Origin of the sequence: Mogibacterium diversum (genome assembly GCF_002998925.1) — a bacterium.
GTDB lineage: Bacteria > Bacillota > Clostridia > Peptostreptococcales > Anaerovoracaceae > Mogibacterium > Mogibacterium diversum.
This window is the reverse complement of record NZ_CP027228.1, coordinates 63,903-84,289: the sequence shown is the minus strand read 5'-3', so window position 1 is coordinate 84,289 and position 20,387 is coordinate 63,903. Positions and strand designations below refer to the sequence as shown.

Annotated in this window: 19 protein-coding genes and 1 other annotated feature; all 19 genes read right to left on the bottom strand. The window is 45.1% G+C overall.

Annotated features, from left to right (window positions below):
* Positions 1 to 32: 32 nt before the first annotated feature.
* The 19 genes from fusA to C5Q96_RS00305 all read right to left on the bottom strand — a co-directional run bounded on the left by fusA (position 33) and on the right by C5Q96_RS00305 (position 20,331).
* Positions 33 to 2,102, bottom strand: coding sequence for an elongation factor G (gene fusA, locus C5Q96_RS00395; protein ID WP_106056138.1), 2,070 nt, complete (start codon positions 2,100 to 2,102; stop codon positions 33 to 35).
* A gap of 51 nt (positions 2,103 to 2,153) precedes the next feature.
* On the bottom strand, positions 2,154 to 2,624 hold the full coding sequence (rpsG, locus tag C5Q96_RS00390; RefSeq protein WP_106056136.1) for a 30S ribosomal protein S7: 471 nt from the start codon (positions 2,622 to 2,624) through the stop codon (positions 2,154 to 2,156).
* 99 nt (positions 2,625 to 2,723) lie between these two features.
* Positions 2,724 to 3,137 carry a 30S ribosomal protein S12 gene (rpsL, locus tag C5Q96_RS00385; RefSeq protein ID WP_106056134.1) on the bottom strand — a complete coding sequence of 138 codons (414 nt, stop codon included), beginning with the start codon at positions 3,135 to 3,137 and terminating at the stop codon, positions 2,724 to 2,726.
* A gap of 178 nt (positions 3,138 to 3,315) precedes the next feature.
* Complete coding sequence (gene rpoC, locus C5Q96_RS00380; protein WP_106056132.1) at positions 3,316 to 6,948, bottom strand: DNA-directed RNA polymerase subunit beta'; 3,633 nt, start codon at positions 6,946 to 6,948, stop codon at positions 3,316 to 3,318.
* Positions 6,949 to 6,961: 13 nt separating this feature from the next.
* Positions 6,962 to 10,777, bottom strand: a complete 3,816-nt coding sequence (gene rpoB, locus C5Q96_RS00375; RefSeq protein WP_106056130.1) for a DNA-directed RNA polymerase subunit beta — start codon at positions 10,775 to 10,777, stop codon at positions 6,962 to 6,964.
* Positions 10,778 to 11,065: 288 nt separating this feature from the next.
* Positions 11,066 to 11,431 carry a 50S ribosomal protein L7/L12 gene (rplL, locus tag C5Q96_RS00370; RefSeq protein WP_094233844.1) on the bottom strand — a complete coding sequence of 122 codons (366 nt, stop codon included), beginning with the start codon at positions 11,429 to 11,431 and terminating at the stop codon, positions 11,066 to 11,068.
* Between the two features lie 95 nt (positions 11,432 to 11,526).
* On the bottom strand, positions 11,527 to 12,045 hold the full coding sequence (rplJ, locus tag C5Q96_RS00365) for a 50S ribosomal protein L10 (RefSeq protein ID WP_106056129.1): 519 nt from the start codon (positions 12,043 to 12,045) through the stop codon (positions 11,527 to 11,529).
* A gap of 73 nt (positions 12,046 to 12,118) precedes the next feature.
* Positions 12,119 to 12,231: a sequence feature (ribosomal protein L10 leader region), on the bottom strand.
* Positions 12,232 to 12,244: 13 nt separating this feature from the next.
* A complete protein-coding gene (gene rplA / locus C5Q96_RS00360; protein WP_106056127.1) occupies positions 12,245 to 12,940 on the bottom strand; it encodes a 50S ribosomal protein L1 in 696 nt (231 codons plus the stop codon).
* A gap of 50 nt (positions 12,941 to 12,990) precedes the next feature.
* Positions 12,991 to 13,416, bottom strand: coding sequence for a 50S ribosomal protein L11 (rplK, locus tag C5Q96_RS00355; protein ID WP_106056125.1), 426 nt, complete (start codon positions 13,414 to 13,416; stop codon positions 12,991 to 12,993).
* Between the two features lie 34 nt (positions 13,417 to 13,450).
* Positions 13,451 to 14,044 carry a transcription termination/antitermination protein NusG gene (nusG, locus tag C5Q96_RS00350; protein ID WP_106056123.1) on the bottom strand — a complete coding sequence of 198 codons (594 nt, stop codon included), beginning with the start codon at positions 14,042 to 14,044 and terminating at the stop codon, positions 13,451 to 13,453.
* Positions 14,045 to 14,061: 17 nt separating this feature from the next.
* Positions 14,062 to 14,346, bottom strand: a complete 285-nt coding sequence (gene secE, locus C5Q96_RS00345; RefSeq protein ID WP_106056121.1) for a preprotein translocase subunit SecE — start codon at positions 14,344 to 14,346, stop codon at positions 14,062 to 14,064.
* 13 nt (positions 14,347 to 14,359) lie between these two features.
* A complete protein-coding gene (gene rpmG / locus C5Q96_RS00340; RefSeq protein ID WP_094233838.1) occupies positions 14,360 to 14,509 on the bottom strand; it encodes a 50S ribosomal protein L33 in 150 nt (49 codons plus the stop codon).
* A 184-nt stretch (positions 14,510 to 14,693) separates the two neighbouring features.
* Positions 14,694 to 15,782: a 23S rRNA (guanosine(2251)-2'-O)-methyltransferase RlmB gene (gene rlmB, locus C5Q96_RS00335; protein ID WP_106056119.1), complete on the bottom strand. Its 1,089-nt coding sequence runs from the start codon at positions 15,780 to 15,782 to the stop codon at positions 14,694 to 14,696.
* The gene (locus C5Q96_RS00330) at positions 15,782 to 16,276 is read right to left on the bottom strand and encodes a dihydrofolate reductase (RefSeq protein WP_106056117.1); all 495 of its coding nucleotides are present in this window, start codon (positions 16,274 to 16,276) and stop codon (positions 15,782 to 15,784) included. The genes rlmB and C5Q96_RS00330 overlap by 1 nt, the downstream gene beginning before the upstream one ends.
* A gap of 117 nt (positions 16,277 to 16,393) precedes the next feature.
* Entirely contained in the window at positions 16,394 to 17,224 is an 831-nt protein-coding gene (gene thyA / locus C5Q96_RS00325; RefSeq protein WP_106056115.1) for a thymidylate synthase, read from the bottom strand.
* Between the two features lies 1 nt (position 17,225).
* Positions 17,226 to 17,594: a Mini-ribonuclease 3 gene (locus tag C5Q96_RS00320; RefSeq protein WP_158696635.1), complete on the bottom strand. Its 369-nt coding sequence runs from the start codon at positions 17,592 to 17,594 to the stop codon at positions 17,226 to 17,228.
* 13 nt (positions 17,595 to 17,607) lie between these two features.
* Positions 17,608 to 19,011 (bottom strand): cysteine--tRNA ligase, encoded by a 1,404-nt coding sequence (cysS, locus tag C5Q96_RS00315; RefSeq protein WP_106056111.1) that lies wholly within the window; start codon positions 19,009 to 19,011, stop codon positions 17,608 to 17,610.
* A gap of 67 nt (positions 19,012 to 19,078) precedes the next feature.
* A complete protein-coding gene (locus C5Q96_RS00310; protein ID WP_106056109.1) occupies positions 19,079 to 19,669 on the bottom strand; it encodes a chromate transporter in 591 nt (196 codons plus the stop codon).
* On the bottom strand, positions 19,669 to 20,331 hold the full coding sequence (locus C5Q96_RS00305) for a chromate transporter (RefSeq protein WP_106056107.1): 663 nt from the start codon (positions 20,329 to 20,331) through the stop codon (positions 19,669 to 19,671). The genes C5Q96_RS00310 and C5Q96_RS00305 overlap by 1 nt, the downstream gene beginning before the upstream one ends.
* Positions 20,332 to 20,387: the final 56 nt, after the last annotated feature.

The following is a 20,387-nucleotide window of genomic DNA, read 5'->3' as shown; positions in this document are numbered from 1 at the left end:
TTTTATCACTTATAACTTAGTGATATTAAAGATTATTTTGCAACCTTTTCCTTCAAGCTCTCTGGTAGCTTATCGAAGTGGTCGAACTGCATTACGTATACACCACGACCCTGTGTCTTAGAACGCAGGTCAGTAGCATATCCGAACATCTCGGATAGTGGAACGAATCCTCTGATTACAGCTGCACCATTATTGATATCAGAACCTTCGATAGATCCTCTTCTTGAGCTGATATCTCCGATGATGTCACCCATGTTGTTCTCAGGTACAGTAACCTCTACCTTGAAGATTGGCTCTAGTAGAACTGGCTTTGCCTTCTTGCAAGCTTCCTTGAATCCCATGGTAGCTGCAATCTTAAATGCCATTTCAGATGAGTCTACTTCGTGGTATGAACCGTCATATAGATCTACACCAACGTCCACTAGCTGGTAGCCTGCAACAGGTCCGTTCTGCATTGCTGCTTCCATTCCCTCCTGAATCTTAGGGATGTATTCCTTAGGAATAGCACCACCTGTGATGGAGTTCTTGAATTCGAATCCAGAACCAGCTTCTCTTGGATATAGTCTGAACTTAACGTGTCCATACTGACCAGAACCACCGGACTGCTTCTTGTGCTTGTAATCTTCATCGACCTCAACGGTAATAGTCTCTTTGTAGGATACCATTGGCTTACCTACGTTAGCTTCTACCTTGAACTCTCTTAGAAGTCTATCAACGATGATTTCAAGGTGAAGCTCACCCATTCCAGCGATGATAGTCTGTCCAGTATCAGGGTTAGTATATGTTCTGAATGTTGGATCCTCTTCAGCCAGCTTAGCGAGAGCGATACCCATCTTCTCCTGACCAGCCTTGGTCTTAGGTTCGATAGCGATCTCAATTACTGGATCTGGGAATTCCATAGATTCGAGAATAATTGGTTTCTTCTCATCACAGAGTGTATCTCCAGTTGTAGTCTGCTTTAGTCCTACTGCTGCTGCGATATCTCCTGAATAAACCTTCTCGATTTCTTCTCTGTGGTTAGCATGCATCTGAAGAATTCTACCGATTCTCTCGCGCTTACCCTTAGTTGCGTTGTACACGTAAGAACCAGTCTCGAGTGTTCCAGAGTAAACTCTGAAGAATGCGAGCTTTCCTACATATGGGTCTGCCACAATCTTAAATGCGAGTGCTGAGAATGGCTCCTTGTCACTTGCGTGTCTTACATCCTCTTCTTCAGTATCAGGGTTTACACCACCGATTGAAGGAATGTCTGTAGGTGCAGGCATGTAATCAACTACACCATCTAGCATCATCTGAACACCCTTGTTCTTGTATGCAGATCCACAGAATACAGGGAAAATATTTCCTGCGATAGTCTCTCTTCTGATAACTGTCTTAAGCTCCTCAACTGAGATTTCCTCTCCCTCGAGGTACTTCATAGTCAGATCTTCGTCTAGCTCAGCAACAGCTTCAATCATCTTATCATGCCAAGCCTGTGCTTCTGCCTTCATATTCTCTGGAATGTCTACGATTTCGAATTCCTTACCTGTAGCATCGTTCTTATCGTACACCTCAGCCTTCATAGTGAGAAGGTCGATAATTCCTTCGAACATGTTCTCAGAACCGATTGGAATCTGAACAGGTACAGCGTTAGCTCTTAGTCTATCGTGAATAGTATCGATTACGTGGAAGAAGTTAGCTCCTAGGATGTCCATCTTATTAACGAAAATCATTCTTGGAACATTATACTTCTCAGCCTGTCTCCATACTGTCTCGGACTGAGGCTCAACACCTTCCTTAGCACTTAGTACCATTACAGCACCATCAAGTACACGAAGTGATCTCTCTACCTCAACAGTAAAGTCAACGTGTCCTGGGGTATCGATAATGTTAATTCTTGTGCCGTTCCACTGAGCGGTTGTAGCAGCAGAGGTAATTGTAATACCACGCTCCTGCTCCTGAGCCATGTAGTCCATGGTAGCAGCACCATCATGAGTCTCACCGATCTTATGAGTCTTTCCTGTGTAATAAAGGATTCTCTCAGTAGTTGTTGTTTTACCAGCATCGATGTGGGCCATGATTCCAATATTTCTGGTATTTTCTAGAGAAAATTGTCTAGCCATAACTCCTCCTTCCTGCTTTTATCTAATCTCTGTAAGGTGTATCATCTCAGATTACCACCTGTAGTGTGCAAACGCCTTGTTAGCCTCAGCCATCTTATGAGTATCTTCTTTCTTCTTCACAGATGCACCTGTGTTGTTAGAAGCGTCCATAAGCTCGTGAGCTAGTCTCTCAGCCATAGTTCTCTCACCTCTAAGTCTTGTAAACTTTGTGAGCCAACGTAGAGCTAGAGTCTGTCTTCTCTCTGGTCTAACTTCGATAGGAACCTGATAGTTTGCACCACCGACTCTTCTTGCTTTAACTTCTAGTACAGGCATGATGTTGCTCATTGCCTTCTCAAATACTTCCAGCGGTTCTTCGCCAGTGGATTCCTTAATCTGGTCAAATGCATCATAAACGATTGACTGGGCTACACCCTTCTTACCGTCAAGCATGATGCTGTTGATCAGCTTTGAAACCACTACGCTACCGTATACTGGATCTGGAAGTACTTCTCTCTTTGGTACGTTACCTTTTCTTGGCACTTCTCTTCCCTCCTTAGGTTCACGGGGTACTCGGTCTGCTTCTATCACCGACCGTGTGCGCCTTAATATCATATATTAAGGACAATATCCCGAAATCAATTACTTCTTAGGTCTCTTTGCTCCATACTTGGAACGTCCCTGACCACGACCCGATACGCCAGCTGCGTCAAGTGTTCCTCTAACGATGTGATATCTCACACCAGGGAGATCCTTAACTCTTCCGCCTCTGATTAGTACAACACTGTGCTCCTGTAGGTTATGACCGATTCCAGGAATATATGCTGTTACTTCGATACCGTTAGTCAAGCGAACTCTGGCAACTTTTCTAAGCGCCGAGTTAGGCTTCTTAGGAGTTACAGTCTTAACTGCAACGCATACTCCCCTCTTCTGAGGCGAATTTACATCAGTAAGAGTTTTCTTAAGGTTGTTCATGTTCTTACCAAGAGCTGGGGAACCTGACTTCTTAATTGCACTCTTTCTGCCCTGACGAACTAATTGGTTAATAGTAGGCATTATTGTCTCCTTTCTTATAAAATTAACTCATTCAAACAAGCAGTGACTATCTAGGCAGTCTCCGCTTAGTATATTGAACCTACATATTATAACAGCCGATGCACTGAATTGTCAATGCATCGGCTATTTTATTATGCATGATTAATTTGCATGGTTTGTAGCTTAATCACGTCTCGTTTTATTCCTCAATGCCATCGTATAGCGGCGCTATAGCCTGTGGCTGAACATTCGCCGATGGCATCTTGAGAACCATGTTCTCGTCATCGTAGCTTGAGTTCATAAGAGGCTCATTTTCACCGTAATCAACCTCAACCGCTCCATAACGTTTCATGCCTGTTCCTGCTGGAATTAGTTTACCAATCATGACGTTCTCTTTGAGTCCGTCTAGATGGTCTGTCTTACCCTTAACCGCAGCGTCTGTCAGGACACGAGTTGTCTCCTGGAATGATGCGGCGGACAGGAATGAACTTGTTGCAAGAGCAGCCTTGGTGATACCAAGCAATTGACGTTCGTATGTAGCTGGCTCGCCTTCTTCTGGATCAATCTCAGCATTCGCCTTGTTAATCTCGTTGATGCTGTACATACTTCCAGGAAGCAGATTTGTATCTCCTGCCTTTTCGATTTTGTACTTTGATAGCATCTGAGATGCGATTACCTCAACGTGCTTGTCGTTGATGTCTACACCCTGTTGTCTGTATACTCTCTGAACCTCGCGCAGCAAGTACTCGTATACTCCCTGAACGCCGAGAATTCTCATTACATCATGTGGATCGAGAGGTCCCTTTGTAATCTGACCACCTGCATATACAGTGTCACCAACCTTTACATTGAGTCTTGATCCGTAAGAGATGATGTACTCGCGGTTGCCACCTTCCTCCTTAACAACAACGCTAGTTCTGTTGTCATCAGTTGGCTCGATGGATACAACCTCTCCATCTCCCTCACAGATTTCAGCTAGACCCTTAGGCTTTCTAGCTTCGAACAGTTCCTCAACTCTTGGGAGACCCTGTGTGATATCGCTTCCTGCTACACCACCAGTGTGGAACGTTCTCATAGTCAGCTGCGTACCCGGCTCACCGATAGACTGAGCGGCAATGATACCAACAGTCTCACCTGGTAGAACTGCAGTTCCTGTAGCGAGGTTTCTGCCGTAGCACTTAGCGCAAACTCCGTGCTCTGCCTGACAAGTCATGACAGATCTAATCTTAACCACTTCGACTCCAGCTGCCTCAATTGCTTCTGCAACATCATCTTCGATAAAGTCGCCTTCAGCAGCGAGAACCTCGCCAGTTTCTGGATGCACAACAGCTTCAGTAACAAATCTGCCTGCAATTCTCTGTGATAGTGGCTCGATAACTTCCTTGCCATCTGTAAACGCCTTGATTTCAACGCCTTCTTCTGCTCCGCAGTCATCCTCAGTTACGATTACACTATGAGAAATATCTACAAGTCTTCTTGTTAGATATCCGGAGTCAGCAGTACGTAGCGCTGTATCCGCAAGACCCTTACGAGCACCATTTGACGAAATGAAGTACTCCAGTATGGATAGACCTTCACGGAAGTTAGCCTTGATAGGAATCTCTACAGTGTGTCCTGTCGCATTAGCCATAAGTCCTCTCATACCACCAACCTGGCTGATCTGAGACTTGTTACCTCTGGCTCCAGAGCTTGCCATGATGAATAGATTGTTGAGAGGTCCTAGAGAATCCATCAGGGCGTCAGCAACCTGATCAGTTGCATCCTTCCAAGTCTTGATGATTCTGTCGTAACGTTCTCTATCCGTCATCAGACCACGCCTGTATGCAGCCTCAAACTTATCTACCTGCTTATCAGCCGCTGCAACGATTTCAGCCTTCTCCTCAGGAACCTCCATGTCGGATACACTTATTGTAACAGCCGCCTTAGTTGAATAGTGGTAACCGATGCTCTTTACATAGTCGAGCATGAGAACCGTTCTTGTATTACCGTGCTTCTTGAAGCACTTGTCGATAATGACACCAAGTTTCTTTTTATCGCAGAGGAAGTCTACCTCGAGTGAATACGGATCTTCGTCTCTATTTACAAAGCCCATATCCTGAGGGAGCCCTTGATTGAAGATAAATCTACCTACTGTAGACTCTACCAGCTTTCCTGGATCTCCAGGGAACGCCTGTCTTCTAACCTTAACCTTTGCGTGAATTCCTACAGCATGATTCCTGTATGCCATGAGCATCTCATCGATATCTGCAAAGCACTTTCCGTCACCCTTTTCATTCTCAAGGTTACGAGCCTCTGTACCCTCATGGGTGAGGTAGTAGCTTCCGAGGATCATGTCCTGAGTAGGAATTGTGATAGGCGAACCATCCTTAGGAGCAAGGATATTATTAACCGAAAGCATGAGGAATCTAGCCTCTGCCTGCGCCTCTACTGATAGAGGTACGTGCACAGCCATCTGGTCTCCATCGAAGTCGGCGTTGAACGCTGTACAAACCAGCGGATGAAGCTTAATGGCCTTACCTTCTACTAGAACAGGTTCAAAAGCCTGAATTCCGAGTCTGTGCAGTGTCGGAGCACGGTTTAAAAGTACCGGATGGTCCTTAATTACGTAGTCGAGAACGTCCCACACCTCGGACTTCATCTTCTCAACCATTGTCTTTGCACTCTTAATGTTATGCGCAAGTTCACGCTCTACAAGCTCTTTCATAATGAACGGCTTGAACAGCTCTAGCGCCATCGTTTTAGGAAGTCCGCACTGATAGAATTTCAGTTCAGGTCCTACTACGATTACAGAACGACCAGAGTAGTCAACACGCTTACCGAGTAGGTTCTGACGGAAACGTCCCTGCTTACCTTTGAGCATGTCAGAAAGCGACTTAAGCTGTCTACCAGCAGCACCAGTAACCGCTCTGCCTCTTCTGCCGTTATCAATTAGGGAGTCAACAGACTCCTGAAGCATTCTCTTCTCGTTTCTAACGATGATATCAGGTGCTCCCAGCTCGAGCAGCTTCTTAAGTCTGTTGTTTCTGTTGATAACTCTTCTATATAGGTCGTTAAGGTCAGATGTAGCGAATCTACCACCCTCTAGCTGAACCATAGGTCTAAGATCAGGCGGAATTACAGGAACTACGTCAAGAATCATCCACTCAGGTCTATTATCAGACTGCTTTAGAGCCTCGATAACTTCGAGTCTCTTAACTAGACGAATCCTCTTCTGTCCAGTTGCCTTCTTAAGCTGTTCTCTAAGAAGTTCAGTTTCTTCATCTACATCGATATTTTCTAGCAGCTTCTTGATAGCCTCTGCACCCATCGCTGCCTCGAAGTTCTTTCCGTAAATCTCGCGAGCTTCGTTATACTGATTCTCTTCGATAATCTGCTTGTACTCGAATGGAGTCTCTCCTGGATCAGTTACGACATATGCTGCAAAATACAGCACTCTCTCTAGCTGCTTAGGAGTGATATCGAGCACGAGACCGATTCTTGAAGGGATTCCCTTGAAGTACCAAATATGAGATACAGGGCTAACAAGCTGAATATGACCCATTCTCTCTCTTCTAACCTTGGACTTCGTTACTTCAACTCCGCAGTAAGGGCAAACGATGCCCTTAAAGCGAATTTTATTGTATTTTCCACAGGAGCACACCCAATCCTTAGTAGGTCCGAAAATCTTCTCGCAGAAGAGTCCGTCTCTTTCAGGCTTGAGAGTTCTGTAGTTGATAGTCTCAGGCTTTGTTACCTCACCGTGAGACCACTCAAGCATCTTCTCTGTTGAAGCCAACTTGATCTGTAGGGATTCAAAATTTCTAAGATCTTGATTGTTATCGTTTTTAGTCATGTTTCCCCCTTAATTATTCATCAATAGCTTCGTCGCTTGTGCCAATTATCTCGTCAAGGCTTACCATCTCTGGCTCCTCATCGTCATCTAGGATAGCTGGTACATCTTCATCGACACCAAGTGCTGCTGAAAGTGTATTCAGAATATCTAGATCTGGCTCTTCATCGAAGTCTGCCGTTTCAACGAACTCATCATCCTCATTCTGCTTTAGACGAAGTTCCTCTTCGTGCTCACGTTCGCGCTCGTGCATAGCCTCTGTACGTCTATCAGCTTCCTTGAGCATACGATCTACTGAAGCAGGTTCGTCGAATTCAGATGTATCCTTGAGCTTGATTTCCTTATTATCACCGGACATTACCCTAACATCGAGCGATAGTGCCTGCAGCTCCTTAATGAGTACCTTGAATGACTCTGGAATTCCAGGCTTTGGAATGTTGTTACCCTTTACGATAGCTTCGTAAGTCTTAACACGTCCGATGATATCGTCAGACTTAACTGTTAGTATTTCCTGAAGTGTATAAGCTGCTCCATAAGCCTCTAGCGCCCATACCTCCATCTCTCCAAATCTCTGTCCGCCGAACTGAGCTTTACCACCAAGTGGCTGCTGAGTTACTAGCGAGTAAGGACCTGTACTTCTAGCGTGGATCTTATCATCTACAAGATGGTGCAGCTTGAGCATGTACATGTAGCCTACAGTTACTGGGTTGTCGAAGTACTCTCCAGACCTACCGTCTCTCAGTCTGAGCTTACCTGTCTTAGGGTATCCGCAATCATCAAGTAAATTGATTACGTCATTCTCACTAGCACCGTCAAATACTGGTGTTGAAATATACCAGCCCTTTGTCTTAGCTGCGAGTCCTAGGTGAACCTCGAGTACCTGTCCAACGTTCATTCGGGAAGGTACACCCAGCGGGTTGAGCATTACCTGTAATGTCTCACCATCTTCCTTGAATGGCATATCCTCCTCTGGAAGAATTCTGGAGATTACACCCTTGTTACCGTGACGACCAGCCATCTTATCTCCAACGTTGATCTTCCTCTTGGTAACTATGTAAACTCTTACAATCTTATTTACCCCTGGTGGGAGTTCGGAGCTATTCTCTCTTGTAAATTCTCTCACGTCGATGACAATACCCGTCTCACCGTGAGGAACTTTGAGAGATGTATCTCTTACTTCCTTGGACTTCTCACCGAAGATTGCACGAAGCATTCTAACCTCTGCAGTTAAATCTGTCTCGCTCTTAGGTGTAAGCTTTCCTACGAGGATATCGGACGACTTAACTTCTGCTCCGATTCTGATGATTCCGTTCTCATCGAGCTCCTTGAGCGCCTCTTCACTGAGGTTAGGAATATCTCTTGTAATCTCTTCTGGTCCAAGCTTTGTATCACGAGCTTCGCACTCATACTTAACTATGTGTAGCGATGTTAGAACATCGTCCATTAGAAGTCTCTCGTTGAGGATGATAGCGTCCTCGTAGTTGTATCCTTCCCATGTCATGAATCCGATCAGAAGGTTCTTACCTAGCGAAATCTCACCGAGGTTAGTCGATGGTCCGTCCGCTAGAACCTCTCCTGCATCAACGTGTTCGCCGCACGCAACGATAGGTCTCTGGTTGATACAAGTTCCCTGGTTGGATCTCTTGAACTTGAGTAGCTTATACTCGTCAAGTTCACCATTGTCGTCTCTACGAACCTTTACGTACTGAGCATCAACAAACTCGATAGTTCCTGCTGCCTTTGCAAGGAGTACTGCTCCAGAATCGCAAGCTGCCTTGTACTCGATTCCAGTTCCAACGTAAGGAGCCTCAGTAACGAGTAGTGGTACAGCCTGTCTCTGCATGTTAGATCCCATCAGCGCACGGTTAGCGTCGTCGTTCTCAAGGAACGGAATCATCGCAGTAGCAACAGAAACTACCTGCTTAGGAGAAACGTCCATGTAGTCGACGCTTTCTTTTTTAGCGAGCGTGATCTCGCCCTTAACACCTCGTACTGCAACCTTGTTGTTAACGAAATGACCTTCAGCATCGAGAGGCTCGTTAGCCTGCGCTACAATCATCAGTTCTTCATCGTCCGCAGATAGATAGTCAACCTGTTCAGTTACAACGCCAGTTTCCTTATCAACCTTACGGTATGGGGTTTCGATAAATCCATACTCGTTTATGATGCCATAAGTAGTTAGTGATCCGATAAGTCCGATATTAGGACCTTCTGGTGTCTCTACTGGGCACATTCTGCCATAGTGTGTATAGTGAACATCACGCACCTCGAATCCAGCTCTTTCTCTCGAAAGACCACCAGGTCCAAGTGCGGAAAGTCTTCTCTTGTGTGTTAGCTCTGCAAGAGGGTTGTTCTGATCCATAAACTGTGACAGCTGAGAGCTTCCAAAGAACTCCTTAACTGCTGCAGTTACAGGTCTAATATTGATGAGCTGCTGAGGAGTTGCATTCTCAGTAGTCATTCTCTCTCTAACAGATCTTTCCATTCTTGCAAATCCAATACGGAACTGGTTCTGCAGAAGCTCTCCAACTGATCTCAGTCTACGATTACCGAGATGGTCGATATCATCTGTCTCGCCGATTCCATAGGATAGGTTTAGGAAGTAGCTCACAGATGCGATGATATCATCGTGGATGATGTGCTTTGGTGAAAGCTCGTTCTTGCGATTAGCAATAGCAGCCTTCAGTGCATCCTCATCTCCGTTTGCTTCTTCGATAATCTCCATCAGAACTGGGTAGTAAACCTTTTCTGACAGCTTGTATGGAGCAAGGTCTAGGTCGATATACTTAGTTGGGTCAACGAAGTTATTACCGATAACCTTAACTACCTCATCGTCCTCAGTCTTGCTGTTTACATATGCATAAGCAACACCTGCATCCTCGATTTCCATAGCCCTCTTACGGGAGATGAACTCACCCTTTTCAACGAGAACTTCGCCAGTCGAAGGATCGACAATCTGCTCAGCCGCAATTGTCTCAACTAGTCTATTGTGGATGCCAAGCTTCTTGTTATACTTGTATCTACCAACCTTAGCTAAGTCGTATCTACGCGCATCAAATAGCAGTGAGTTAACCATAGACCTAGCATTCTCAACTGTTGGAGGATCTCCAGGTCTTAGTCTCTTGTATATTTCCTTAACGCCATCATCTGCATTCTTAGTGCTATCCTTCTCAAATGTTCTTAAGAGAGCAGGACTTTCACCGAATGTATCGAGGATTTCTTCGTTTGATCCGAGTCCCATCGCTCTTAGGAACGATGTGAGAGGAAGCTTTCTGGTTCTATCAACTCTTACGTATAGAACGCCAGCCGAGTCAGTCTCATACTCGAGCCATGCTCCTCTGTTAGGAATAATAGTCGAAGAATAAAGCTTGTTATTCGACTTGTCGGTATCAAACTCAAAATACGGTCCTGGAGATCTTACGAGCTGTGTTACGATAGCTCTCTCCGCACCGTTATATATGAATGTGCCTTTTTCTGTCATCAATGGGAAATCTCCCATGAAAACATCTTGTTCCTTGATCTCAAGAGTCTCCCTGTTTATCAATCTTACCTTGACCGTCAGAGATGTAGCGTAAGTGGCGTCACGCTCCTTGCATTCCTCCTGATCGTATTTAGGTGTATCTGAGAAGGAGTAGTCAGCGAACTCTAGGCTCAAAGTATTGGTGGTATCCCTAATTGGAGATACATCTTCCAGAACTTCGGCTAGTCCCTCTTCGACAAACCACTTGTATGACTCAGTCTGGATATCAATGAGGTTTGGCATCTCGCAAACTTCGTTGATTTTCGCAAAAGTCATACGTTCTTTCCTTCCAACTTTTACAGGTTTTGGCATGTTATCACTCCTTGTTATTTAAGAAAAAACGTCTCCATAGCAACTTACTATTATAGAGTAAGGTTGTAAATATTTCAAGCCCAGAGATGAGCATATTATGCATTTTTTGCAACTTTTCGCACTCTTGCAATCGAAAAACTACAAAAAACACATAATCTTGCCCGTCACCACAAAAGCAATACCCGATGTTGATAAATCAGATATTGCAGCGAAATTGAGCCTCTTATAAATAGCAAGAATTGGGCTCCCGAAATCAGGAGCCCAATCCAAAATTGTTGTGCTATTTAATTACTTAAGCTCTACTGTAGCTCCAACTGCCTCGAGAGCTTCCTTAAGTGCGTTAGCTTCACCAGCTTCGATGTTCTCCTTAACGTTAGCAGGTGCTCCATCAACAAGCTCCTTAGCTTCCTTAAGTCCAAGACCTGTAGCTTCTCTGACTGCCTTGATAACCTTAATCTTCTGGTCTCCAGCGCTAGCAAGAACTACTGTGAACTCTGTCTGCTCCTCAGCAGCCTCTCCGCCACCTGCAGCAGGTGCTGCAACTACAGCTGCAGCTGCAGATACTCCGAACTCCTCTTCGCAAGCCTGAACGAGCTCGTTGATCTCAAGAATGGTCATACCCTTTAGGGCTTCAATGATCTGATTCTTATCCATTTTATTTCTCCTTTTGTCTAAATTTGCTGAAATGTCAGCTTCTCGATACACCGATTAATCGGTAAAATTTCTAAAAAATGTTAGCTACTAATAGCTTATGCCTCAGCAGTCTCTCCTGCTGGAACTGCACCCTCATCAGCAATTGCCTTGAATGTTCTAACAAGCTGTGATAATGGTGACTGGATGCTTCCCATGAAACGAGCGATAAGCTCTTCTCTTGATGGGATATCTGCAAGTGCTTCAACCTGCTTAGCGTCATAAACTGAGCCATCAACGTATCCGCCCTTGAATGACATCTTGTTGTACTGCTTCATAGCCTTCTTGAGAAGTCTAGCTGAAGATGTTGCATCCTCTTCGCAGAATGCGAATGCGCTAGATCCCTTCAGGGCTTCGCCGAGTCCTTCGTACTCAGTTCCGGCGATAGCACGCTTTACAAGTGTGTTCTTATATACAGTTAGGTTCACGCCGTTCTCTCTAAGAGTCTTTCTTAGTTCGTCAGCCTGAGCTACTGTAATTCCAAGATAGTCTACAACTACGATCGAGATGGATTTGTCAAATTTTGCCTTAATCTCATCGATAATTAGCTGTTTTGCGTTCTTTGCTTCTACAGACATTTGGTCTCCTTTCTTGAACACGTTTGTGCCCATAATTGTGGTTTAACCTATTCGGTCTTGTGTGCTAATACCAAGTACGGTACAAATAACCCCGCTGCGAGACAGCGGGGAACAAATTTATGTTTGTACCTCGGTGGGATATTAAGCTTTCGCTCCCACTGTCTACGGTTGATATTCGATTATTAACACCGGCCGACTATTAGCTTAGGGATGCTGTGCTGATCTTAACTCCAGGTCCCATTGTCGATGTAACAGTAACACTCTTGAAGTACTGACCCTTAGCAGCTGCTGGCTTAGCCTTAGCAACAACCTGGATTAGAGCGTTAGCGTTTTCAACTAGCTGCTCCTCAGTGAATGAGCACTTACCGATAATTACATGGATAATGTTAGCCTTGTCAAGACGGTACTCTACCTTACCTGCTTTGATCTCTTCAAGTGCCTTCTGTACGTCCATTGTTACAGTGCCTGACTTAGGGTTTGGCATAAGTCCCTTAGGACCGAGAACCTTACCTAGACGTCCTACAACGCCCATCATGTCCGGTGTAGCAACTACTGAATCAAAGTCGAACCAGTTTTCCTTCTGGATCTTTTCTGCAAGATCCTCTGCGCCTACATAATCTGCACCAGCTGCCTCTGCCTCTTCAGCCTTAGCACCCTTAGCAAAAACAAGAACCTTCTTGCTCTTACCTGTTCCGTGCGGAAGTACAGTTGCGCCTCTAACCTGCTGGTCTGCGTGTCTTCCGTCTACACCTAGACGAATGTGCATCTCAACAGTCTCATCGAACTTCGCATTAGCAAAGCTCTTTACGTTCTTTACAGCTTCTGCAACATCATAAGTCTGTGTCTTGTCGAACGACTCCATGATTGCGCTGTATCTTTTGCTTTTCTTAGCCATAATTCCTCCTTGTGGTTCTATCGACATTTCTTAAAAATGCCTCCCACTGATTACTCTGTTACAGTAACTCCCATGCTGCGAGCAGTACCCTTGATCATATCAGTAGCTGCCTCAAGTGTAGCCGCATTGAGGTCCTGCATCTTAGTCTTCGCAATTTCCTCTGCCTGAGCATATGTAATCGATGCAACCTTTGTCTTGTTAGGTTCGCCCGATGCCTTATCAATGCCTGCTGCCTTCTTGATAAGTACTGCTGCTGGTGGAGTCTTGCACACGAATGTGAATGATCTGTCTGTGTAAACTGTGATTACAACTGGAATGATCATTCCCTGCTGATCCTGAGTCTTAGCATTGAACTGCTTACAGAAGTCCATGATGTTGACACTCTTCTGACCTAGGGCAGGTCCAACTGGTGGTGCTGGTGTTGCTCCTCCTGCAGGGATCTGAAGCTTGATATAGCCGTCGATCTTCTTTGCCATCTTATTCTCCTTTCTCTGAGACTATAACTCCCAGTTAGTTAAGTTTTCCCACCTGCGAGAACTCGAGCTCTACAGGTGTATCTCTACCGAACATCGATACCTTTGCCTTAACAATCTGCTTATCAGGACTGATATCCTCAACGATACCCATCTGGCCCTCGAAAGGTCCACCGATAATACGAATTGTGTCGCCAGTCTCAACATCCAGGTCGATGCGCATTTTCTCAACGCCCATCCTAACCACTTCTTCTTTAGTTAGTGGAATAGGATCCGAACCGTGACCCACGAACCCCGTAACGCCCTCTGTGTTGCGCACTAGATACCAGGTCTCGTTGTTGACAATCATCTTGATGACTACATAACCAGGATAAAGCTTTCTAGTCTTGACCTTTCTCTGGCCATTCTTAATCTCGACTCTATCCTCAGTAGGAATCGTAACCTCAAGGATGAGATCCTGCATTCCTCTGTACTCTACCATCTTCTCGATGTTAGTCTTAACCTTGTTCTCATAACCAGAATACGTATGGATTACGTACCACTTAGCGGTACCATCGCCACGTAGACCTTCGCCCTCAAGTGGTGACAGCGTTGTGCCGCCCGTATTCAAGTTTTCGGTCTTATCTGTCATGTATATCTCCTTCTAGCCTATTTCGATAGCGTAATTCCGAGAAGCTTCTTGAGCACTGCTAAGAAGCCTGTATCCATCCCCCAGAACAACAGGGAGAAGAAGATGCACACACCAAAAACAACTACAGTGTCCTTGGTCAGTTCCGCTCTCGTCGGCCATACTACTTTGGCCATCTCCTGTTTAACACCAGTGAAATATCCAATGATGCCCTTACGCTCCTTGCGCTGTTCCGGTTTACTGGTCTTATTCTCTACTTTAGTATCCTTGCCATCTCTGGATATGGTTTCATTGTTGTTTGCCATGATGTCCCCTCGACTACTTAGTCTCCTTGTGGAGTGTTTCCTTACCGCAGAACTTACAGAACTTTCTAAGCTCAATTCTATCAGGATTGTTCTTCTTGTTCTTAGTTGTGTTGTAGTTTCTCTGCTTGCACTCTGTGCATGCTAGTGTAATCTTGTTTCTCAAGGTGATGACCTCCTTTGCAAATATATATGTAAGCTAATTGCTTCTCTCAACTCAAAAGTCAGAGCCCGCCTCGCAAGCTCTGTCGTGAATTCATAAAGTAGCCTTATAATAATACGCTGTACAGATGTCAATGTCAAGCATTTTCCTTGATATTTAATGCTATACAACTCGTAAATATAATCGGCTAACAGTCTCTGCTTCGTCTAACTGCATACATCATAATAGCTGCTGCATTAGATGCATTTAGAGAGTTGATGCTGCCCTTCATCGGAATTGATATCGTGAGGTCGCACTTCTCCTTAACGAGCCTGCTGATACCTTTTCCTTCATTTCCGATTACTAGAGCTATCGCACCTTTCATCACGCCTTCTGTCTCATAATATGATTTTCCATCCATATCCACTGCTGCTACCCACACGCCCTGTGCTTGCAGCTCTTCGATAGTCCGAGATATATTGGTCACTCTCGCAACCGGCATACGCTCTAACGCACCTGCTGAAGTCTTTGCAACGGTGCTAGTTAGTCCGCAGGCATTTCGCTTAGGAATGATAACGCCATGAGCGTTTGCGCACTCTGCAGTTCTGATAATCGCACCTAGGTTATGAGGATCTGAAATCTCGTCGAGTACCATGATGAAAGGTGGCTCATCACTGTCTGCTGCTCTTTCCATGATATCTTCAAATGTTGAATATGAGTATGCAGATATCTCTGCTGCCACTCCCTGATGCTTCTCCCCTGGAGCCATTCTGTCAAGCACTATTCTAGGAACTGTATCCACCACTATGCCGGCATCCTTAGCCATAGCTCTGATTTTTACGACGGAGCCCTCAGCTCCTGCCGCCATGTAAATCTTTTCGATCTCGCGGCCGCTTTTGATTGCTTCGATTACCGGATTGCGGCCGGCTATCAGATTCGCGGCTGGAGCACTCTGCTCCTCAGCAAAGCTGCCGCCACGTCTGTCCCATTCACTGCTGCGGTATGTATTTTTGTAGTTATCTCGCGGGCGGCTGCTTGAGTTTCTGTCGCGCTGAGAATTGCTATAACTCCCTGAGTTGCCATTACGCTGTGAACTACCGTATCCTCCAGCGTTACCGCTAGTACGTTTAGGTCTTCCTGTGTTCCGCTCAGTATTGCTACGGAACTCTTCCGCAGGATCTCCATCATAAGGTATGAACGCTGCTTTTCCTCTCTCCGCGCGTCTCTGATACACTCCGTGTGCATCACGTCTGTTCTTGCCGCGAGTGCCCGTTTTCTTTTTATCTGATTTTGCCATTACTTCTCTACTTTCTCATACATAGTGAACTCATAGTCTATACCATTCTCACTATGCATCTCACTCTTCCACGTCTCTTTAAAATCGTCATCCTCATCAAGGTTAACCATGAATTTGTCAGCATGCAAATCCGCATGCATCTTAGTTACGAAGCACTTGTCGCAATATTTGTAAAACTTCCTATATATGCTCTCTCCGCCGATGATAAACACATGCTCTGGATCATACTGCTCGAGCTCCTTGAACAGCTCCTCCTCGCTATGCACGGCTATGCATCTTTCGGCCTCGAACCCTGAGTTCGATGTGAGCACGTAATTTATACGCTTTGGAAGCCCCCTCTGCTTAGGTAGGCTCTCGAGGGTTCTGCGCCCCATCACTACAACTCCGTCAGTCGTCTTTTCCTTGAAATACTGCATGTCTCCAGGAATCGAAGCGAGCAAATCATTGTCGCACCCAATGCCCCATTTCTCATCAACAGCTACTATTAGATTCATAATTCACCTCAGTTTGTTATATTCGTGCATTATGCACTCACATGCTGACATTATCATTTTAATAATATTTAAGACGGCACCTCAGTAAACTAAAGGCACCGTCTATATAATCTCGAATTAAATCGCTACTGGAATATTTTTCACCTGAGGGTTCTTCTGGTAGTCCTCGACGATTAGATCATCAACCGTGAAGTCGTAGAAATTCTTTACCTCAGGATTTAGCGTCACCTTAGGCGCAGGATACTGTGGACGCTCGATGAGCTCCTTAACTATATCCACATGCCTATCGTAGATATGAGCATCGGAAATCACATGTACTAGCTCCCCCGCCTTGAGACCGCTAACTTGCGCAAACATCATAAGAAGCAGTGCATACTGCACAACATTCCAGTTGTTCGCTGTCAAGATATCCTGAGAACGCTGGTTTAGAATCGCATTAAGCGTATCACCTTTTACGTTGAAGGTCATACTATATGCGCAAGGCTCTAAGTTCATCTCGCTTAGATCAGCAAAGTTATACATGTTAGCCATGATTCTTCTGGAGTATTTATCATGCTCAAGTAGCCATAGGATGTTATCAACCTGGTCCATCTCGCCTTGCTTGAACTTATACTTAACTCCGAGCTGATATCCGTACGCCTTGCCAATAGTTCCATCCTCACCTGCCCACTCATCCCAGATGTGGCTTCCTAGGTCAGAAACTCTGTTAGACTTCTTCTGCCAAATCCACAGCAGCTCGTCAAACGCGAGCTTGATAGCCGTAGGTCTTACGGTAAGAGCAGGAAACTCCTCCTGTAAATCATATCTATTTACCACGCCAAAATTCTTAATCGTGTGCGCAGGTGTTCCGTCTGGCCAGTGAGGTCTTACCTTCTGCCCTTCAGTGCTGAATCCATTAGCAATTATGTCTTCGCACATGCTCACAAACAGTTTATCCGCCTTGCTCACTCTAATCCTCCTCAATAATTCGGACAGCCTCCGCCAAAACCTCTTCAAGTCTAGCGTCATCCTTATCCAAATGAAGTGCCCCTATCAGCGCCTCAAATCCCGTAGCAAGCTTATACTTGCGTGGATCGGCATTCTTAGGTCTCGATGTCGCGCGCTTATTCCTTGCACGCTTAACGAGCTTTTGCTCCTCTTCCGTTAGAAAATCATTCATCATGGACTTTATAGCCTTAGCCTGTCCATCAGAAGACACGTATGATACCGCTCTCTTATGCACCTTGCCGACATCGCCTTTGCTTCGCCCAATCAGAAGTTCCCTTATATGTAGTTCGTAGACAGCATCGCCTATATAGGCGAGTGCCGTCGTATTCATGCTCTTGATATCGTTATGCATCTGCTTTAATTATCTGAACCCCCTGCGGAGTATCCTTGAGAGTATACCCCATAGTGGCAAGCTGATCCCTGATTTCGTCAGCTCTAGCCCAGTTTTTCTCCTTACGAGCCTGTTGTCTCTCATCTACGAGGGCCTGAATATCCTCGCCTACCGCATTTTCACTACTTCTCTGAAGCACACCAAGGACGTCAGCGAGTTCATGGATAATCTCGAGAGCCTTTCCCGCAAATTCCTTTGATGCTCCCCCTTCAATCTCCACGTTAATAGCCGAAACTAGCTCGAAGAGGGCACCTATAGCACCTGCAGTATTAAGGTCATCACTCATGCACTCTATGAATTTTTCCTTATAGTCTCTAAACGACTTAACCGTCTCCTCTTCCTTCTCTGTTATCTTATCAGAGCCATTCTGAACGAGGAACTCCAAAGTTTCGGTAGCGTTTATAAGCCTATCATATCCCTGCTTAACCTGCTTCATACCTTCGTCGCTAAAGTTGATAGGTCCTCTGTACTGAACGCTAAGTAAGAAGAATCTGATAAAGTCACCATCGTACTCCTTACGAATATCTCTAACTGTAAAGAAGTTATTTAGCGACTTAGACATCTTCTCGCCGTCAACCATGATGTATCCGTTGTGCATCCAGTAGTTCGCAAAAGGTGCGCAGTTGCACGCTTCGGACTGAGCGATTTCATTTTCATGGTGAGGGAACTTGAGATCCTGTCCGCCTCCGTGAATATCTATAGTTGTGCCAAGATGCTTCTTAGACATAGTAGAACACTCGATATGCCAGCCTGGTCTCCCCTTTCCCCAAGGAGAATCCCAGGCAATCTCATCATCGGTCTTCTGTGCTTTCCAAAGAGCAAAATCAAGGGGATCCTTCTTAACCTCCCCGATAGCAATTCTAGCACCCGACTCTAGGTCGTCGATATTCTGTCCCGATAGCTTCCCATACTCTGGGAACTTGCGCGTGATGTAATAAACGTCGCCATCAGCCTCATACGCATAACCTTTCTCAATTAGCGTACTGATGAACTCGATGATATCCTCGATATGCTCGGAAACCTTAGGGTGCACGTCAGCCTTTATTACATTGAGAGCTTCCGCATCTTTGAAATACTCTTTGATGTACTTCTCCGATACCTCAAGTGCCGGTAAATTCTCTTCCTTTGCCTTGTTGATAATTTTGTCATCAACGTCTGTAAAGTTCTGCACGAACTTAACGTCATATCCGATATATTTAAAAAACCTACGCAGAGTGTCGAACACTACGAACGGTCTGGCATTACCTATATGAAAATAGTTGTAAACCGTAGGCCCACAAACGTAGATATTGACTTTTCCTTCATGGATAGGTACAAACTCTTCCTTGCGTCTAGTCATAGAGTTGTAAATCTTCATTTCTTTCCTCCACTAAATCATGTATCGACTTATTTCGTCATTTCCCATCTGGGTATAGTTGTCTTGATTATACACCAACGACAGCGCCTACGCACGCAATAATGACAAGTACGAGCATCGGATTTATCTTAAATTTTTGAATTAACAGTATAGTCAGTCCACAAAGAACTATCGATATCACATCTATGTGCATGCCCCCTGCGGAAATCGTCATGTCTCGAAGTACCGAGAAGTTGCCTCCAAGAGAATGTTCTGGCATTACTGCCGCCTCACCGATAGTGATTACCGCTGCTGCTATAAGTCCTACAGTTGCTGGTCTAATGCCTTCAAGTGCACCCTTGACAGCAGCGCTCTCCTTGTAGCGTTCCACTGCATTTGCAACCATAGCTATAATTATAAACGCAGGAGTTGCAACACCTAACGTCGCTAGCGCTGAACCGAGATATCCTCCGACTTCGTATCCAACATACGTAGCTGAATTTACCGCCACCGGTCCTGGAGTAACTTGGGCAATCGCAACGATATTTGCAAACTGCTCAGGAGATATATTCGCAAACTCTTTGATGCTGTCGTAGATGAGCTGGATAATCGCAAGTCCGCCGCCAAATCCAAATAGACCTATCTTAAAGAAGGCAAGAAATAACTTCGCTAGTAGCATCACTCATCGCCCCCTTCTTTGGTTTTTTCATCTTCTCCAATTGCATCTGGTTGTTCATCCCTCTGATTTAGAGATGATTGATAGGCTCTTACGTCTGCATCTGATAAAGATTCCCCGCAATCCCTAGTGTCTATCGATGACTTCGTTAGTAAAGCACGTCCGATGCCGAGAGCCAGGAATAGCACGATAATATACACCACATTTATCTTGAGAACTGCAATAAGTATAAAACTGAGTGCGGCACCGATAGCACTGAAAGCATCCTTGATAACACCCTTGGCAACCTGATATACAGCAATAATAATAAGCCCAAGCGCTGCAGCCCTAAGGCCTCCTAGTGCTCCTTGGACGTATGGATTGCCGTCTATAAAATTCATACCTTTTGCTATAATAACGATTATCACAAACGAGGGAAGTATCACACCGAATGTTGCAACAAAGGATCCAATTAGTCCTCGCTTCTTGAATCCCACATAAGTTGCCATATTGATGGCGATAACACCTGGCAACCCCTGACAGATAGCGATGATATCTATCATCTCATCTTCGGTGAACCATTTCTTATCTTTGACCATAATATTAGAGAGGATGGGAATCATAGCGACCCCACCCCCGATTGTGAACAATCCCAGTTTGAAAAATGTGACGAATAGTTCCAGCATTTTTCCTCCTAATTCTCAGGACTGTAAATCACCTTGTGATTAATATTGTACCTTCG

Excerpts from the sequence above, each read along its gene's own strand:
- fusA (WP_106056138.1), bottom strand. The coding sequence starts at position 2,102 with ATGGCTAGACAATTTTCTCTAGAAAATACCAGAAATATTGGAATCATG.
- rpsL (WP_106056134.1), bottom strand. The coding sequence starts at position 3,137 with ATGCCTACTATTAACCAATTAGTTCGTCAGGGCAGAAAGAGTGCAATT.
- rpoC (WP_106056132.1), bottom strand. The coding sequence starts at position 6,948 with ATGACTAAAAACGATAACAATCAAGATCTTAGAAATTTTGAATCCCTA.
- rpoB (WP_106056130.1), bottom strand. The coding sequence starts at position 10,777 with ATGCCAAAACCTGTAAAAGTTGGAAGGAAAGAACGTATGACTTTTGCG.
- rplL (WP_094233844.1), bottom strand. The coding sequence starts at position 11,431 with ATGGATAAGAATCAGATCATTGAAGCCCTAAAGGGTATGACCATTCTT.
- rplJ (WP_106056129.1), bottom strand. The coding sequence starts at position 12,045 with ATGTCTGTAGAAGCAAAGAACGCAAAACAGCTAATTATCGATGAGATT.
- rplA (WP_106056127.1), bottom strand. The coding sequence starts at position 12,940 with ATGGCTAAGAAAAGCAAAAGATACAGCGCAATCATGGAGTCGTTCGAC.
- rplK (WP_106056125.1), bottom strand. The coding sequence starts at position 13,416 with ATGGCAAAGAAGATCGACGGCTATATCAAGCTTCAGATCCCTGCAGGA.
- nusG (WP_106056123.1), bottom strand. The coding sequence starts at position 14,044 with ATGACAGATAAGACCGAAAACTTGAATACGGGCGGCACAACGCTGTCA.
- secE (WP_106056121.1), bottom strand. The coding sequence starts at position 14,346 with ATGGCAAACAACAATGAAACCATATCCAGAGATGGCAAGGATACTAAA.
- rlmB (WP_106056119.1), bottom strand. The coding sequence starts at position 15,782 with ATGGCAAAATCAGATAAAAAGAAAACGGGCACTCGCGGCAAGAACAGA.
- C5Q96_RS00330 (WP_106056117.1), bottom strand. The coding sequence starts at position 16,276 with ATGAATCTAATAGTAGCTGTTGATGAGAAATGGGGCATTGGGTGCGAC.
- C5Q96_RS00320 (WP_158696635.1), bottom strand. The coding sequence starts at position 17,594 with ATGAATACGACGGCACTCGCCTATATAGGCGATGCTGTCTACGAACTA.
- cysS (WP_106056111.1), bottom strand. The coding sequence starts at position 19,011 with ATGAAGATTTACAACTCTATGACTAGACGCAAGGAAGAGTTTGTACCT.
- C5Q96_RS00310 (WP_106056109.1), bottom strand. The coding sequence starts at position 19,669 with ATGCTACTAGCGAAGTTATTTCTTGCCTTCTTTAAGATAGGTCTATTT.
- C5Q96_RS00305 (WP_106056107.1), bottom strand. The coding sequence starts at position 20,331 with ATGCTGGAACTATTCGTCACATTTTTCAAACTGGGATTGTTCACAATC.